Annotated in this window: 12 protein-coding genes, 1 pseudogene and 1 riboswitch; of the genes and pseudogenes, 9 read left to right on the top strand and 4 right to left on the bottom strand. The window is 74.2% G+C overall.

Annotated elements, in window-relative coordinates:
- Positions 1-71 precede the first annotated feature (71 nt).
- Positions 72-332 (top strand): annotated as a pseudogene (locus ACIPXB_RS20870) (HNH endonuclease family protein); the annotation flags it as partial.
- Positions 333-363: 31 nt separating this feature from the next.
- Here the strand turns inward: ACIPXB_RS20870 and ACIPXB_RS20865 are convergent.
- Together ACIPXB_RS20865 and ACIPXB_RS20860 are read right to left on the bottom strand one after the other, a co-directional pair.
- Positions 364-1,092 (bottom strand): hypothetical protein, encoded by a 729-nt coding sequence (locus ACIPXB_RS20865; protein ID WP_401451981.1) that lies wholly within the window; start codon positions 1,090-1,092, stop codon positions 364-366.
- Between the two features lie 34 nt (positions 1,093-1,126).
- On the bottom strand, positions 1,127-1,849 hold the full coding sequence (locus ACIPXB_RS20860; protein ID WP_401451978.1) for a hypothetical protein: 723 nt from the start codon (positions 1,847-1,849) through the stop codon (positions 1,127-1,129).
- Between the two features lie 156 nt (positions 1,850-2,005).
- On the opposite strand from ACIPXB_RS20860, the gene ACIPXB_RS20855 reads away from it, so the two are divergent.
- The 3 genes from ACIPXB_RS20855 to ACIPXB_RS20845 all read left to right on the top strand — a co-directional run bounded on the left by ACIPXB_RS20855 (position 2,006) and on the right by ACIPXB_RS20845 (position 6,347).
- Positions 2,006-4,051 (top strand): N-6 DNA methylase, encoded by a 2,046-nt coding sequence (locus tag ACIPXB_RS20855; protein ID WP_401451975.1) that lies wholly within the window; start codon positions 2,006-2,008, stop codon positions 4,049-4,051.
- Positions 4,052-4,206: 155 nt separating this feature from the next.
- Complete coding sequence (locus tag ACIPXB_RS20850; RefSeq protein ID WP_401451972.1) at positions 4,207-4,851, top strand: hypothetical protein; 645 nt, start codon at positions 4,207-4,209, stop codon at positions 4,849-4,851.
- On the top strand, positions 4,848-6,347 hold the full coding sequence (locus ACIPXB_RS20845) for a protein kinase (protein WP_401451969.1): 1,500 nt from the start codon (positions 4,848-4,850) through the stop codon (positions 6,345-6,347). Before ACIPXB_RS20850 ends, ACIPXB_RS20845 begins: the two co-directional genes overlap by 4 nt.
- 20 nt (positions 6,348-6,367) lie before the next feature.
- Here ACIPXB_RS20845 and ACIPXB_RS20840 read toward each other — a convergent pair whose 3' ends face one another.
- Positions 6,368-8,719: a YfhO family protein gene (locus ACIPXB_RS20840; RefSeq protein WP_401451966.1), complete on the bottom strand. Its 2,352-nt coding sequence runs from the start codon at positions 8,717-8,719 to the stop codon at positions 6,368-6,370.
- A gap of 181 nt (positions 8,720-8,900) precedes the next feature.
- On the opposite strand from ACIPXB_RS20840, the gene ACIPXB_RS20835 reads away from it, so the two are divergent.
- Positions 8,901-9,521: a SurA N-terminal domain-containing protein gene (locus ACIPXB_RS20835; protein WP_401451964.1), complete on the top strand. Its 621-nt coding sequence runs from the start codon at positions 8,901-8,903 to the stop codon at positions 9,519-9,521.
- Between the two features lie 28 nt (positions 9,522-9,549).
- Positions 9,550-10,611 carry a nucleoside triphosphate pyrophosphohydrolase gene (locus ACIPXB_RS20830; protein WP_401451961.1) on the top strand — a complete coding sequence of 354 codons (1,062 nt, stop codon included), beginning with the start codon at positions 9,550-9,552 and terminating at the stop codon, positions 10,609-10,611.
- Between the two features lie 103 nt (positions 10,612-10,714).
- Here the strand turns inward: ACIPXB_RS20830 and ACIPXB_RS20825 are convergent, their stop codons facing one another.
- Positions 10,715-11,926 carry a globin domain-containing protein gene (locus tag ACIPXB_RS20825; RefSeq protein WP_401451959.1) on the bottom strand — a complete coding sequence of 404 codons (1,212 nt, stop codon included), beginning with the start codon at positions 11,924-11,926 and terminating at the stop codon, positions 10,715-10,717.
- A gap of 122 nt (positions 11,927-12,048) precedes the next feature.
- On the opposite strand from ACIPXB_RS20825, the gene ACIPXB_RS20820 reads away from it, so the two are divergent.
- The 3 genes from ACIPXB_RS20820 to ACIPXB_RS20810 all read left to right on the top strand — a co-directional run bounded on the left by ACIPXB_RS20820 (position 12,049) and on the right by ACIPXB_RS20810 (position 15,680).
- The gene (locus tag ACIPXB_RS20820) at positions 12,049-13,329 is read left to right on the top strand and encodes a cytochrome P450 (RefSeq protein ID WP_401451957.1); all 1,281 of its coding nucleotides are present in this window, start codon (positions 12,049-12,051) and stop codon (positions 13,327-13,329) included.
- A gap of 133 nt (positions 13,330-13,462) precedes the next feature.
- Positions 13,463-14,506 (top strand): transglycosylase family protein, encoded by a 1,044-nt coding sequence (locus tag ACIPXB_RS20815; RefSeq protein WP_401451955.1) that lies wholly within the window; start codon positions 13,463-13,465, stop codon positions 14,504-14,506.
- 275 nt (positions 14,507-14,781) lie between these two features.
- A riboswitch (cyclic di-AMP (ydaO/yuaA leader) is annotated at positions 14,782-14,954 on the top strand.
- 3 nt (positions 14,955-14,957) lie between these two features.
- Positions 14,958-15,680: a transglycosylase family protein gene (locus tag ACIPXB_RS20810; protein ID WP_401451952.1), complete on the top strand. Its 723-nt coding sequence runs from the start codon at positions 14,958-14,960 to the stop codon at positions 15,678-15,680.
- Positions 15,681-15,923: the final 243 nt, after the last annotated feature.

Raw genomic sequence — 15,923 nt, 5'->3', positions numbered from 1 at the left:
TCCCCGGTGTGAGACAAGCTGTACGCGCACATAACGGAGGGGTCGGTGAGACAGTTGCGGGTGCCGACATAAACGACCCGCTGAACCTTTTGGCCGTGGACGCGGCCGCCAACCGTGAGAAGGGCGACGGCGACGCCGCGACCTGGCTGCCGCCGGACCGGTCCTACCGCTGCCGGTACGTCGCCGCGCAGGTCTCCGTGAAGCGGAAGTACGGGCTGTGGGTGACCGAGGCCGAGCGGGACGCGATGCGGCGGGTGCTCGACGGGTGCCCCGGCGAGCGGCTCCCCACCGGGGGGACGCCGACGGCGCCGCCCGCCCGGCTCGCGCGCTGACGCGCGGTCGCGGGCGGGCGGCGCCGGCCGGTCACTGGTCGCTGTCGACGACCTCGCCGGCGGGCGGGGTGGCCTGGACCGGCTCGTTGAACTTCGAGAAGGTGACGTCCGCCGGGTCCTTGCCCGTGAGGACGGCCTTGAGCAGGTACGGCTCGCCCTGCGTGGCGACGTAGAGGGTCTCGATCCCGTCCTGCGTCATCGTGGTCAGCTTCACGGCCTCCTTGCCGCCGACGTCGGCCGTGCCGCCCTTCACGGTGCCCTTGCTCTTCTCGAACATGGTCAGCAGCTGGTCGAGGTCGCACAGTTCGGACAGGTCCTTGGAGTCCTGCGCCGTCGCCCGGGACTTGACCCACTTGCCGGCGAGCTGGCGGAGCACCTCGTCCGCCTGGTCCTTGGGCAGGTCCTTCACCTGGGTGCGGTAGAAGGTCTCGTCGCCCTTGATGAACACCAGCTCGCCGGTACGGATCAGCTCGAAGGCGCCCTCGCCGGGCAGCGTCATGGTGCCCCGGCAGTCCCCGCCCTTGCTGACCGCCATGTCCATCTGGATCGGCTTGCCCTTGTCGCGGACCGTGCCGGAGATGGTCAGCGAGGTGGCGCCCTTGAGGGCCGCCGTCGACCGGTCGGCGATCTCGGATCCGGACTGCCCGGCGAAGGGCCCCGCGTCAGTGGTGCCGGGAAGGCAGCCGGTCAGGCCGCTCAGGCCGGTCAGGGCGGCCGCGGTGACGAGGGTGAGGCGGGCGGTGCGGGGGAGGGGACGCATGCGGGGACTCTCTGTGCGGGGGTGGGGTGGGCAGTCAGCCCGACTTCTTCCAGTCGGAGCAGCCCGTGGTCTTGAAGTAGCCGTCCTGCGCCGTGATGGTCACGACGGCCGGGCCGGTGGGGTTGTCGTTGGCGGCGATGGACTCCAGGCCGTGCCGGGCGTCCTTGGCGCGCTCCCAGTAGCAGCCCACGGACCCCTCGGCGATACCGGCGGACTTGTAGGTGCCGGGGGCGATGTCGGCGCCGACCTTGAACATGCCGCCGTTGCCGGCGAACTCGGTCTTCGGCGCGGCGCCGGCGGCCTTGTCGTCGACGGCGGACCAGTCCTTGCAGCCGGTGGACTTGAACACCTTGTCGGCGTCCGTCAGGGTCACGTAGCTCGCGCCGGTGACGTTGTCGTTGGCGTTGATGGATTCCATCTCGCCCGTGGAGTCCTTGGCGGTCTCCCAGTAGCAGCCCAGCGAGGTGTTCCCGGTGGTCCGGTAGGTGCCGGGCTTGATGTCCGTGCCGACCTGGTAGGTGCCGTCGCCCTTGGCGGCGGCCTTGCCCTGCGCCGTGTCCTGCGGCTTGGACTGCCCGGCCGTGCCGCCGGTCCCGCCGCTCTGCGCCGGTGCGGGGGCCGCGGACTGCGGTGTCCCGCCGTTGCCGCCGCTGCCGTTGCCGCCGTCGTCGGCTGCCGAGCAGGCGCCGACGAGGGACAGCGTCAGGACGACGCCGAAAGCCGTGACTGCGGTGCGCTGCTTCGCGGTGCGGGACATGGAAGTGCCTCTCTCTCGCCTGGTGAAGGGCCGATCGGTGGGACGGGAGTCATCACAGCAGATCTCTGTGAACCGAGTCAACGCGAATCCAGTATTTGATCCGGTTCACGGGGAGACAGTGATTCCCGTGTGTCCACGGCTCGGTATGCTCGGCGCATGCCGGACCACATCGCCGCCGAAGCCGCCGCTGCCGAAGCCGCCGCCGCCGAAGCCGCCGCCGGAGGCACTGCCGCCGAAGTCACCGCGGCCGAGATCGCCCGCCTGGCCGGGGTCGGCCGCGCCGCCGTCAGCAACTGGCGCCGCCGCCATGCCGACTTCCCCCGGCCGGTCGGCGGCACCGAGACCAGCCCCTCGTTCGCCCTGGCCGAGGTCGAGGCGTGGCTGCGCGCCCAGGGCAAGCTCGCCGAGGTCCCGTTGCGCGAACGTGTCTGGCAGCAGGTCTGCGGCCACCCCGGCGGCGCCGTGGCCGCGCTCGTCGAAGCCGGCTGCGCGCTGCTCGTCGTACGGGACCGGCCCACCGACTGGCTGGAGCTGACGGCCGTTTCGGACGACCGCATGGCCACCGTCCTGCGGCCCGTCCTCGACCAGGTGCTCACCGCGCGGCTGGGCCCCGGCCACCCGCTGCACCGCTCCGCCCCGCCCGCGCACATGCCGCTGCTGCGCGGCGCCGCCGATCTGGCCGCCGAACTCGGCGCGCGCGGCGCCTTCGAGTTCCTGCTCGGCCGTCACCTCGACGCCAACCCCCGCCAGTACACGCTCACCCCCGAAGGCCCCGCCGCCCTGATGGCCGACCTCGCCGGCCCGGCCCGCAGCGTCCTGGACCCGGCCTGCGGCACGGGCACCCTGCTGCGCGCGGTGCGCGAACCGGCCGGCCGGGCCGGGCGCGAGGCGGCCGGAGGCGAGGCCGCCACGCCCTTCGCCCTGTATGCCCAGGACGCCGCCCCGGAACTCGCCGCGCTCACCGCCCTGCGGCTGGCCCTGCACGGCGCCGCCGAGGTCCGTGCCGCCGCCGCGGACAGCCTGCGCGCCGACGGCTTCGGGCAGCTCGCCGCCGACGCCGTGCTCTGCCACCCGCCCTTCAACGAGCGCAACTGGGGCCACGGCGAACTCGCCTACGACCCGCGCTGGGAGTACGGCTTCCCCGCCCGCACCGAATCCGAACTCGCCTGGGTCCAGCACGCCCTGGCCCACCTGCGCGAGGGCGGCACCGCCGTGCTCCTCATGCCCCCGGCCGTCGCCGCCCGCCGCTCCGGCCGCCGCATCCGCGCCGACCTGCTGCGCCGCGGCGCGCTGCGCGCGGTGGTCGCCCTGCCCGCCGGGGCGGCGCCCCCGTACGGCATCCCGCTCCACCTGTGGGTGCTGCGCCGGCCCGCCGGCCGCGGCCCCGAGCGGACCCCGCCACCGGCCGGGCTGCTGCTGGTCGACACCGCCGCCCTGGCCGGCGAGGGCAAGGCCGCCTGGCCCGCCGTGCACCGTGCCGTCCTGGACGCCTGGACCGCGTACGACCGCACCGGCACCGCCGAGGAGGTGCCCGGCGTCAGCCGCTGCGTGCCCGTCCTCGAACTCCTCGACGACGACGTGGACCTCACCCCCGGCCGCCACCTGCCCCCCGCGCCCGCCGCCGGCGGCCTGGCCGAGCTGGCCGCCGTACGCGAACGCCTCGACGACACCCTGCACCGGGCCGCCCGGCTCACCCCGGCGCCCGCCGAGGCCGGCGGCGCCGACCGGCCGCCGCTGACCACCATCGGCGAACTCGCCCGGGCCGGCGCCCTGTCCCTGCACACGGGGACCGGCGCCGACGAGCCGGTGCGCACCGAGGCCGGCGACGTCGTCGTCCCCGTCGTCGGCGGCGGCGCCGTGGCCCGGGTCGTCACCGCGGAAACCGCCGGCGCGGCCCTCGGCCGCAACCTCCAGCTGCTGCGCCCCGACCCCGAGGCCCTCGACCCCTGGTTCCTGGCCGGCTTCCTGCGCGGCACCGCCAACACCCGCCAGGCCAGCAGCTACGCCTCCACCGCCACCCGCCTCGACGTCCGCCGGCTCCAGCTGCCGCGGCTGCCGCTCGCCGACCAGCGGCACTACGGGACACGCTTCCGCGCGCTCGCCGAGTTCGAGGACGTGCTGCGGCTGGCCGGCCGGCTCGGCGAACAGCTCGTGCAGGGCCTCTACGACGGCCTGTCGGACGGCACGGTCACACCGCAATGACGGTTGGGTGCATCCCCTGACCCGCCGCGTGCGTCCATGTATACGCTCAGACCCGTCACTTCACTCGTACCGCCCGCACAGGAAGCACAGGAGCAGCGATGCACGGCCCAGGCCTCCCACCGCCGCAGCACACCGGGTCCGACAACGGACTGCAGGTGACGTTGCGCGTGCTGTTCGTCGCGCTGACCATTCTCACCTGCGGGTTCTTCGCGTGGGCCAGCATGCTCAAGATCGCCATCGTGACGCGGTCACTGCGCAACTGGCTGCTCTTCGGTGTCACCGTGGTGATCAACATTGTGTGCATCGCGCTGCTCGGCACGGACAAGACCCCCGACGGCGAGACCTCGCGCGGCACCGACATAGCGATGATCACCTCGCTGACCCTCGCGATCGCCGTCGTCGCCTACTTCCTCTACGAGGACATCCGCCACTACGCCGCCACCCCCCGCCCGGCCGCGGCCACCTGGTACCCGCAGCCGCAGCCCCAGGTGCCGCCGGCCGCGCCGTACTACAAGCCGCCGGAGCAGCGGCCGGGCTACGGCTTCCCGCCCGGCGCCGGCCCGATGCCCCCGCACACCCCCACCCCCACTCCCACCCCCGTCCCCACGCCCGCACCCGGTCCGGCCGGGCCGCCGCAGGCGCCGCGCATCGGCCAGGTCCGCGCCGAACTCGACGAGCTGAGCGAGCTGCTGCGCCGCGAGGACGGCGGCCAGGGCCAGGGCCCGCAGGGCCAGGACCCCCACGGGCACGGCCACGGGCCGGGCCACGGACACGGCCACGGGCAGGGACCGGGCCGGTGACCGAGCGCGTCATCGGTGAGCGCTACCAGCTCGCCACCATCCTCGGCCAGGGCGGCATGGGCCAGGTCTGGACCGCCTACGACCGGCGCCTGGACCGCCGCGTCGCCGTCAAACTGCTGCGCCCCGACAAGGTCGCCGGCCCCGGCACGGTCGCCGAGGAACTGCGCCGCCGCTTCGTGCGCGAGTGCCGCGTCACGGCGCAGGTCGACCACCCGGGCCTGGTCACGGTCCACGACGCGGGCAGCGACGGCGACGAGCTGTTCCTGGTGATGGGGTACGTCGAGGGCTCCGACCTGGCCGACCACCTCGCCGAGCACGACCCCTACCCCTGGCCCTGGGCGGTCGCGGTGGTGGCGCAGCTGTGCGCGGTGCTGTCGGCCGTGCACGCGGTGCCGATCGTGCACCGGGACCTCAAGCCGCGCAACGTGATGATCCGCCCGGACGGCACCGTCCTGGTCCTCGACCTCGGCGTCGCCTCCGTCATGGACACCGACACCACCCGCCTCACCAACACCGGCACCCCCATCGGCAGCCCCGCCTACATGGCCCCCGAGCAGGCCATGGGCGGCGCGGTCGGCCCGTACACCGACCTGTACGCCCTCGGCGTGCTGCTGTACGAACTCCTCAGCGGCAACGTGCCGTTCGCCGGCTCCACCGCGCTCGGCGTCCTGCACCGGCACCTGTACGAGCCCCCGCTGCCGGTGCGCCAGCTGCGCCCGGAGGTCCCGCACCAGCTGGAGGCCGTGCTGCTGCACCTGCTGGCCAAGGACCCGCAGGAGCGGCCCGCCTCCGCGCAGGAGGTCTACGAGGCCCTGGTGCCGCTGCTGCCCACCCAGGGCACCCCGGCCGGCCCCCTCGACCCCACCCGCCCCTTCCTGCGCCCGATGGCCCCCTGGCCCGACCGCGCGGTCGTCCCGGCCCCCCGGCCCGCGCCGCCGGCCCCCGCCCAGCCGGACATCGCCGCAGCGGTCGACCAGGTCAAGGGCCTCCTCGACCAGGGCCGCCTGACCCAGGCCGTCGACATCCTCGGCGACATCCTCCCGGCCGCGGCCGCCCGGCACGGCGAGCACTCCCCGGTGGTCCGCTCCCTGCGCAAGCAGTACGCCGCGACGCTGATGGACGACGGCCAGTACCGCCGGGCCCTGCCCGAACTGCGCAGGCTGGCCGACCAGTTCCCGGCGGGCGACCCCCAGTCGCTGCGGTTCCGCTACGACGCCGCCCAGTGCCTGGAACAGCTCGGCGAGCCCGCCGCCGCGCTGGCCGAGTACCGCTCGCTGCTCCCGCTCTTCGAGAACCACTACGCCAACCCGGACCCCGAACTCCCCCTGGAGGTCCGCCGCCGCATCGCCCACCTCCTGCTGTCCCTCGGCGACCGCCCGGCGGCCCACGAGACCCTGGCCCGCCTCCTCTTCGACGCGGAACGCTTCCACGGCCCGGCGCACCCCTTCCCCACCGAGGTCCGCCGCACCCTCCACTGGCTGAGCCAGGTCCGCTGACCGGCTGACCGGCCTGCGGGTCAGGCCGCGGTCCGGCGCCGCCGCCGGGCCGCGAGGAGGCCCAGCCCCAGTAGCGTCAGCGCCGACACCGAGGCCGCCGCCGTGCCCGCGTACAGGCCCGGGGGACGGAAGGTGCAGGTGAGGGTGGTGGTGCCCGGCGCGATCGGGGCGGCCAGGAGGCCCAGGTGGGCCGCCGGCGGGCGGCCGTTGCAGGTCCAGCCGGCGATGGCCGGGGTGGCGACGACCGCCGTGCCCGTGGCGCCCGGGGCCAGCCGGGCGCGGATGCCCGAGTCCAGGACCTCCACCGAGGTGGCCGCGCCCGCGCGCAGGGCGGCCACCGCCGTGTCCAGGCGGCCGCGGTCCAGGCAGCCCAGGGCCCACTCGGCCGGGGGCTCGCGGTCGAAGACGAGGCGGGAGCGGTCCCCGTGGGAGACGCCCAGCGGCTGCAGGGCCGCGCGGTTGCGCGGGGCGTTGCCGTTCAGCCGGAACGCCGGGCCGTCCGCCAGGCGGGCCGTGGCGTTGTAGGCCGGCGCCCACAGGAAGGCCTCCGTCCCGGCGGCGCACACCCCGGGCGCGAGCGGCGCCTCGTACACACGGGCGCCCAGCAGGAGCTCCTGGTTGGTGAAGGGCGAGCTGCCGTAGCCGCCCTCGGGGCCGGCCGGGCGGGTCGTGACCAGGGGCAGCGTCGGGAAGCGGGCCACCGTGCCGTCCGGGCGCAGCCGGGCGCCGACCGCGAAGAGGGCGTCCGTGACCGGGTTGTCGATGCTCTGGACGTTGCGCCCGCGCGAGGTCCAGCCGGCGCCGAGCGCCGCCATCGTGCGGGTGAACACGTCCGGGGTGTGGCTGCTGTAGTACGCGCCGCCCTCCCCGCCCAGCAGCAACGGGTCGTTGCCGGTCAGCGCCGGCCGGCCGGCGTCCGTACGGTAGGCGGGCCAGCCGTCGGCGGCCGCCAGCGCCTTGGCGCGGGCCGTGTGGGGCGCGCCCCACGAGGGGTAGTCGTCCAGGCCGCCCAGCTTGCCCTTGTGGCCGTACGCCGTGGTCGCCGCCGCCTGCACCGCCAGTACGCACGCCAGCAGCGCCGCCGCCGGCAGGACGTGCCGCCGGGCCAGCCACAGCGCCCCGGCCGCCCCCGCCAGGCCCGCCGCGAACAGCAGGTACCCCACGTCCGTCGACAGCGCGCTGCGCGTCGCCCACAGCACCCCGGCCGCCAGCACCCCCGCGCCGACGGCCAGCGCCCGCGCGTCCGGCCGGCCCGCCGCCAGAGCCGTCCACGCCGCGATCACCAGGATCCCGGCCAGCACGAAGGTCTGCCGGTACGGGCTGCCGTTCGGCGTCGCGAACACGTGCCAGGCCAGATGCGTCGGCGTCCACTGGAACGACAGCGCGACCGCCACCGCCAGCCCGGTCCACCACCACCGGGTCCGCGCCGGCACCCCCCGGTGCAGCGGCAGCGCCGCCGCCAGCAGCAGCGTCCCGGTCCCCACGAACACCGCCGGCGAGGAGAAGCTGTACGTCGCCGGCAGCGCCCGCGCGAAGAAGTCCGCCCACGACACCGGCGCGAACTGCCGGGTCCAGCCCGGGTAGGCCTGCTTCGAGCTGAGGAACAGCGGCACCAGCACCGGCGCCGCCAGCATCACGCCCAGCACGGCCGACCTCGCCGCCCGCGCCACCACCCGGGCCCGGGCGCGCACGCCCTCCCGGGTCAGCACCACGCGCACCAGCAGCACCAGCACCACGCCCAGCGTCGCCATGTACGCGGTGTAGAAGTTCGCCGTCCAGCACAGCGCGACCACCACCGGCGCGAGCACCGGCCGTCGCCCGCGCAGCGCCCATTCACCCGTCAGACACAGCAGCGGGAAGGCGATCAGCCCGTCGAGCCACATCGGGTTGTACGAGGCCTCGATCACCGACCAGCCGCACAGGGCGTACGAGGCACCCAGCACCGCCGCCCCCCAGCCCGGCCCGCGGCGCAGGGTCCGCAGCAGCCAGGCCATGGCGGCCGCCGCGACCGCCGTCTTCACCACGGAGACGACGTACACCGCGAGGTCGATCTCGGCGCGCGGGAAGAAGCCGACGAGCACCGCGAAGGGGCTGGTCAGATAGGTGCCGAAGTCGGGCAGGAAGCTGGTTCCGTACCCGGACTGCCAGTTGAGCAGCAGCCCGCCCGCGGCCCGCCCGTGCAGCAGGTCCCACAGGTGGGCGTGGAAGGGGACGAACTGGTTCCCGAGGTCGTTGATGCTGCGGTGGCGGGGGCCGTACGGGTGGACGCGGGCGATGGCGTCCCCGGCGCACACGGCCACCGCCGTGAGCAGTCCCGCGAGGGCCGAGGCGGCGAGGCTGCGGCGGCGCGGCGACGAGGCGAGCGTGGGCATGGTGGGGGGACCCTCGCAGCACCGGAAGACCGGCGGATGGCCACGGGATGAACACGTGCCCCGACACCCCCGGAATCGTTGGTCGAACCGGTGGCTCGGATCACCCTGACTGCATACCATCGATCACCGCAAGGCCTTGTGCGTCCCTGCACAATCCAAGCCCGCGCCCCGGGAGGCTCCTTTGCACCGTCGCACAGCGCTCTCCGTCTCCGCCGCCCTGCTCGCGGCGGCCCCTCTGCTCACGGCCTGCTCGGGCCAGGCCCGGCCCGGCACGGCGGCCGTGGTCGGCGGCGAGCGGATCACCACGTCCGCGGTGCAGGCCAAGGTCAACGACGTACGGGCGGCCCAGCACGCCTCCCCGCAGGCGGCCGCCCTGATCTCCGGCAGCGCGGGGCTGGAACGCAGCAAGCTGGAGCGCATGATCCAGCTGGCCGTCCTGGAGAAGGCCGCCAAGGACGCGGGGGTGACCGTGACCGTCAAGGAGGTCGAGGACTTCCGCAAGCTCCAGGTGGAGCGGGCCGGCGGCGCCGACAAGCTGGAGGCGGCGGCCCTCCAGGCGGTCGTCGCCCCCGGCCAGATCGACGACGACTTCCGCTTCAAGCTGCTGCGCGACAAGCTGTACGACCACTACGGATCCCAGGACAAGGCGGTCGACGGGATCCGCGCGGTCGCCGAGAAGATGCGCATCCAGCTCAACCCGCGCTACGGCACCTGGGACGCGCAGGCCATCGGCCTCGGTGACAAGGGCACCCCGTGGATCACCCAGCGGACCCGGCCCGAGCAGCCCCCTGCCGGAGCCTGACCGGCCCGGACGGAGGTAGGTTCGAGGGGTGACCGACGAGACCACCCCCGCCGAGCCGACGCCCGCCGAGCCGACGCCCGCCGAGCCGACGCCCGCAGCCCCGTCCGGCACCGGGCGCATCGTCCTGCTGACCACCAGCCACCGGGTCGCCCCCGGTGTGCTGTCGTGGCCGGCCTGGCAGACGCTGCGCACCGCGGACCGCGTGCTGTGCGCCGACCCGGACCACCCGCAGCTGCCGTACCTGCGCGAGGCGGGCGTCGCGGTCGGCTTCGAGCGCCCCGACGCGTCCGAGCTGGTCGACGCGTGCGCCGGGGGCCGTACCGTCGTCGTGCTGCCCTCCGGCGAGGGCGACCGGCGCCTGACCGACGGGCTGGCCCGGCTGGCCGGCTCCGGCCGGGTCGCCATGCCCGGCCTGGAGCTGCTGCCCGGCTCCTACGACCTGCCCGGCGCGCGGCTGCTGGACCTGGTCGCGGTCATGGACCGGATCCGCCGCGAGTGCCCGTGGACCTCGCAGAAGACGCACGAGGGGCTGGCGAAGTACGCCATAGAGGAGGCGTACGAGCTGGTCGAGGCGATCGAGGACGGCGACCGCGACGAACTGCTGGAGGAACTGGGCGACGTCCTGCTCCAGGTGGTCTTCCACGCGCGGATCGCCGAGGAGGCGGACCCCGGCGAGGACGGCGAGGGCGCCGAGCCGTTCTCGATCGACGACGTGGCCGGGGCCCTGGTCGCCAAGCTCGTCCACCGCCACCCCCACGTCTTCGGCGACGAGAAGGCCGAGACCCCCGACGACGTGCGCGCGCACTGGCTGCGGACCAAGGCGGTGGAGAAGCGGCGCGAGTCGGTGACCGACGGGATCCCGCTGGGCCAGCCGGGCCTGGCGCTCGCGGCCAAGCTGGCGGGCCGGGTCCGCGCCGGCGGGGTGCCGGTGGAGCTGCCGCGGGGCGAGGGCGTCGGGTACGAGCTGCTCGCGCTCGCGGCCCGCGCCGAGGAGGCGGGCATCGACCCCGAGACCGCGCTGCGCGCGGCGGCCCGGACGTACCGGGACGCGATCCGCGCCGCCGAGGGCGTCGGCGGCCCCGCCGCGTAGCGGCCGTACGCACCGGGCGCCGGCCGGCCGTACGTCGGGCCGTACGCCGAGCCGCACGTCTGTACGGGCCGTGCGTCGGGCCGTGCGTATAGAGGGGAGAGCCTCACCCGTGGTGCGGGGCGCGGCCCGCGGGGTTGTGCCAGTGCGGGGCGGGCGGCTGGAGGAACCACTCGCCGAAACCCAGTGGCCGGCCGCGCCCGCCGTGCGCCGGGGCCGTGGCGGGGACCGCGTCGTGGAAGATCCGTTCGGGTCGGGCGCCCAGCTCCCGGAGCACGAGGGCCGTGTCCTCGATGAACGGCGCCGGGCCGCTGAGGTGGACGTCCTGCTCGGGCCACATGCTGCGGTGGCTCAGGGCGGTCGCGAGCCGCTCGGTGGCCTCGTCGCGGTGCCGGCCGGGGGCGGGGGTGATGTACGTGACGCTCAGCCAGCCGTGCCGGTCCGCGTACGCGTCGATGAGCGGGCGGTCGTACAGGTGGGCCGCGTCGCGGGCGACGGCGAAGAGCCGGGCGCCGGCGTCGGGAGGGTGCCGCTCCAGTTCCTCCAGCATCGCCCGCACCGGGGCCCAGCCGGTGCCGGCCGCGATGAAGGTGAGCGGGCGGCCCTCGCGGCGCAGCGTCAGCCGGCCGCCGGCCGCGCCGAGCCGCAGCATCTCGCCGGGCCGTACGGTCCGCACCAGGGCGGTGCTCAGCCGGCCGTCCTCGACCCGGCTGACGTGCAGGTCCAGGGTGTGGTCGGCGCGGGGCGCGTTGCCGAGGGAGTACGTGCGCCAGATCCCGGGCGCGTGCGCGCTGCTGACGCTGACGTACTGGCCGGGCAGGTGGGGCAGCGGGGCGTGCGGGCGCAGGGTCAGGACGGCGATGTCCTCGCCGTACTTCAGGTGGCGTACCACCTCGGCGTCCCACCAGGGCGGCTCCTGGCTGCTCGCGGCGCCGGCCGTCATGGCGTCGGCGATCACCTGGTAGGCCTCGGTCCACGCCTTGCCGGTCTCCGGGGTCCAGGCCTCGCCCGCGGCCTCGGCGAGCGCGGCGAGCAGGCTGGCGCCGACGGCGGCGTAGTGCTCGGGGCGGACCAGGAACTTGCGGTGGTCGCGGCCGAGGTCGTGGAGATAGGGGAGCAGGCTCTCGTCGTCGAGGCGGGCGACGATGTGGGTGAGCGCGGCGAAGAGCCGGTCCCGCTGGCGCTCCATGTCGAGGAAGGCGGGCGGGAAGAGGTCGCGCAGCTCGGGGTGGTGCCAGAAGAGGTGGGAGTAGAAGTACTTGACCGCGTGCTCGGCCCTTCTCTCGACCACCGCGAAGCTGCTCTTCAAGATCCTCACATCCACAAAGCCGACAGTAGGATCGGCTCCGAACGCCAGGTCAAGCTCCGGGGGATCTGCGGACAGCCGCGGCGAACCGCCCATATGGGATGACCGGTGGCGGGCCGGGATACCGTCGGACGGTGCACGATGACCCCGCCGCCGAGCCCACCGCCGCGCCCGCTCCCGCCGTTCCCGCCGCTCCCACCCTCTTCGACTGGGAGTTCGCCACCGATCCGTACCCGGCGTACGCCTGGCTGCGCGAGCACGCCCCGGTGCACCGCACCACGCTGCCCAGCGGGGTCGAGGCCTGGCTGGTGACCCGGTACGCCGACGCCCGCCAGGCGCTGGCCGACCAGCGGCTGAGCAAGAATCCGGCGCACCACGCGGAGCCGGCGCACGCCAAGGGCAAGACGGGCATTCCGGGCGAGCGCAAGGCCGAGCTGATGACCCACCTGCTCAACATCGACCCGCCGGACCACACCCGGCTGCGGCGGCTGGTCTCGAAGGCGTTCACCCCGCGCCGGGTCGCCGAATTCACCCCGCGGGTACAGGAACTGACGGACCATCTCATCGACGGCTTCGCGAGCCGGGGTGAAGCGGATCTCATCCACGAGTTCGCCTTCCCGCTCCCCATCTACGCCATCTGCGAGATGCTCGGCGTACCGCGCGAGGACCAGGACGACTTCCGCGACTGGGCCGGGATGATGATCCGGCACGGCGGCGGTCCGCGCGGCGGCGTCGCCCGGTCGGTGAAGCAGATGCGGACCTACCTGGTCGACCTCATCCACCGCAAAAGGGATGATCTGGGTGATGACCTGATGTCCGGTCTGATCCGGGCGAGCGACCACGGCGAGCACCTGACGGAGAACGAGGCCGCCGCCATGGCCTTCATCCTCCTCTTCGCCGGGTTCGAGACGACCGTGAACCTCATCGGCAACGGCGTCCACTCCCTCTTCATGAACCCCGGCGAGCGCGCCCGCCTCCAGGCCTCCCTCGCCGCCGGGGAGAGCGAGCTGCTCGCCACCGGGGTCGAGGAGCTGCTGCGCTACGACGGCCCGGTGGAGCTGGCCACCTGGCGGTTCGCCACCCGCCCGCTGACCCTCGGCGGCCAGGACATCGCGGCCGGCGACCCGGTCCTGGTCGTGCTCGCGGCCGCCGACCGGGACCCGGAGCGCTTCGCCGCGCCCGACACCCTGGACCTCGCGCGCACCGACAACCAGCACCTCGGATACGGCCACGGCATCCACTACTGCCTGGGCGCGCCGCTGGCCCGGCTGGAGGGGCAGACGGCGCTGGCGACTTTGCTGACGCGTCTGCCGGATCTCGAGCTCGCCGTGGACCCCTCGGAGCTGCGCTGGCGCGGCGGGCTCATCATGCGTGGCCTGCGCACGCTTCCGGTCCGCTTCACTCCCCGCAATTAACTGACCCGGCGTCACGACTGTGACCTTCACGTGATCTGCGCTGCATCGACTTGTGACAAGCGTTCGAGGAGCGCTAGGTTCCACGTCACCCCTCACCGGGTGTGTTTTGCCGTCACGCGAAAGGTCCACCCTCATGCGTTCCGGGAACGGCCGTCACCGGCGCCCCCGTCAGGCTCCCGCAATCGTCGTCACCGCCGGAGTCGCGGGCTCCGCGCTCGCCCTGCCGCTGCTGGCGGCCACCAACGCGACCGCCGCGGAGGCCACCACGTGGGACAAGGTCGCCGAGTGCGAGAGCGGCGGCACGTGGAGCGCCAACTTCGGCAGCGACGCGTACGGCGGCCTGCAGTTCACGCAGGAGCAGTGGAAGAACGCGGGCGGGCTGGCCTACGCCGAGCGCCCCGACCTCGCCAGCCGCTCCCAGCAGATAGCCATCGCCGAGCAGGTGCTGGCCTCCCAGGGCCCCCAGGCGTGGCCGGTGTGCGCGGAGAAGGCGGGCCTGGTCCAGCACGGCCCGGCCGCCGATGTGGACCCCGGCGTGCCCGGCGCCCCCCGCCCGGTCGACCCGGCCCCGCTGCGCCCCTCCGAGGGATCCGGCGACACCCCGCAGATCCCCGGCCACTCGGCCGGCCCCTCGGTCCCGGCGACCACCCCGCCGATCAACGAGCCGCTGCTGCCCACGGCGCCCGGAATGCCCGGACTGCCCGTCATGCCCGCCCCGGACGTGACCTCGACGCCCTCGGTGCTGCCTCCGGTGACGCCGCCCGCCACCCCGGGCGCCCCCGCCACGCCGGGTACCCCCGGGACCCCGGGCACCCCCGGCGCCTCCACCGACCCGGCCGCCCCGACGGTCCCGGCCGCCCCCACCGTCCCGGGCACCCCGGTCGACCCCACCGCTCCGGCGGGCGGTACGACCGCGCCGGGCAACACCCCGACGCCGGACTCCGCCGAGGGCACCGGACGCCACCGCGGCGCCCCGGCCGCCGAGAGTCCGGCCGCCCCCGGACCCGCCCCGGAACCGACGTACACGGTGAAGCCGGGTGACAACCTGACGGACATCGCGGACGCCAACGGCCTCAAGGGCGGCTGGAACGCCCTTTACGAGGCCAATGAGCAGGTCATCGGCAAGGACGCGGACCTGATCAAGCCCGGACAGAATCTGGACGTAACCCCGAAATAGGGGCACTTCAGGCGGGTGGAAACGCCCCAATGTCCGTTTCGTGTAAGTGAGACATGCGTCTCTTCCGGTCAACTGGCGTGTCTCGTTTGTGGAATGCCGCAAACCCGCCCCTCACCTGCGCAAACATCCCTTTCAGGAGTGCAAGTAGGGGCGGTTTCCGGCGAATGCGCTCGTTGAACATCGGGCGGAGACCTGTCTACCTTCTGAATCGCTCGCCACCGCGGGCCCCTTCGACCGCATCGCCGAATCCTGCCGGCGGACGGAGGGAACAGTCGTCGCGTCAAGCGCCGAAGGCAGGAGCGGGGGACCCAAGGTAGGTGCCGGGACCGGCCATTGAGAGATGGTCACGGGAACGGCTAGGGGTTAAGCCGCGCGCTAGGTCGCGCGGCCGGGCAACTCACTCGCCCGAACCCGACAGCTCACCTCGCAGGCGTCGGTGAGGAGAAGTTCCATGCTGCTTTCCGGCAAGGGCAAGCACCGCCGCGCCTCCAAGGCGACCCGCATCGTCACGCTCGCCGGTGTCACCGGTGCCGCGATCGCCGCCCCGCTGATGGCCGCGGGCACCGCGAACGCCGCCACCGCCTCGCAGTGGGACGCCGTCGCCGCGTGCGAGTCCGGCGGCAACTGGTCCATCAACACCGGCAACGGCTACTACGGCGGTCTGCAGTTCTCCGCCTCCACCTGGGCCGGCTTCGGCGGCAAGGCGTACGCCCCGCAGGCCAACCAGGCCACCAAGGCGCAGCAGATAGCCATCGCCGAGAAGGTCCTCAAGGGCCAGGGCAAGGGCGCCTGGCCGCACTGCGGCAAGGGCCTGACCAACGCGGCCTACAACGGCGGCGGCACCCAGACGCCGGCCAAGCCGAAGACCGAGACCAAGAAGACCGAGACCAAGAAGACGGAGACGAAGGCCGCGGCGCCGAAGAAGGAGACCCCGCGCTCCGAGGCCCCCGTCACCCGCTCCGAGCGCGCGGCCACCCCGGCGCCGGTCTCCAAGCCCGCCCCGGCCCCGCTGACCGGCAACGGCTCCTACGAGGTCAAGGCCGGCGACACCCTCAGCACCATCGCCGAGGCCCACGGCGTCAAGGGCGGCTGGCAGCAGCTGTTCGAGCTGAACAAGGACATCGTCAAGGACGCGGACCTGATCTTCCCCGGCCAGAAGCTGAAGATCGGCTGAACCACGGCGCAACACTCGCGGTCCTGACCGCGAAACGTTCGCCACACGCGTACCTCCCCGCCGCCCGGCGCGTCTCCCCTCACGCGCCGGGCGGCGGCGTCTTTCCGGACGGAACGCCTGTTGATCATGGGTCTTATATGACGGAACACGGGTATTCGGACCCTTTTTCGTCCCAGGGGGCGGGCGGTCGGCAGGCCGACTGCCCGGATCCGGTTAGGCTCTAGTGCGGCAGGGCCGTCCCAC

The organism is Streptomyces sp. NPDC090022 (assembly GCF_044748145.1).
Classification (GTDB): domain Bacteria; phylum Actinomycetota; class Actinomycetes; order Streptomycetales; family Streptomycetaceae; genus Streptomyces.
The sequence above is the reverse complement of the archived record's forward strand: the minus strand, read 5'-3'. Positions and strand labels throughout refer to the sequence as shown.

Coding starts and splice junctions, on each gene's coding strand:
- ACIPXB_RS20865 (WP_401451981.1), bottom strand. CDS start 1,092: ATGCGTCCCCTCCCCCGCACCGCCCGCCTCACCCTCGTCACCGCGGCC.
- ACIPXB_RS20860 (WP_401451978.1), bottom strand. CDS start 1,849: ATGTCCCGCACCGCGAAGCAGCGCACCGCAGTCACGGCTTTCGGCGTC.
- ACIPXB_RS20855 (WP_401451975.1), top strand. CDS start 2,006: ATGCCGGACCACATCGCCGCCGAAGCCGCCGCTGCCGAAGCCGCCGCC.
- ACIPXB_RS20840 (WP_401451966.1), bottom strand. CDS start 8,719: ATGCCCACGCTCGCCTCGTCGCCGCGCCGCCGCAGCCTCGCCGCCTCG.
- ACIPXB_RS20815 (WP_401451955.1), top strand. CDS start 13,463: ATGCGTTCCGGGAACGGCCGTCACCGGCGCCCCCGTCAGGCTCCCGCA.
- ACIPXB_RS20810 (WP_401451952.1), top strand. CDS start 14,958: ATGCTGCTTTCCGGCAAGGGCAAGCACCGCCGCGCCTCCAAGGCGACC.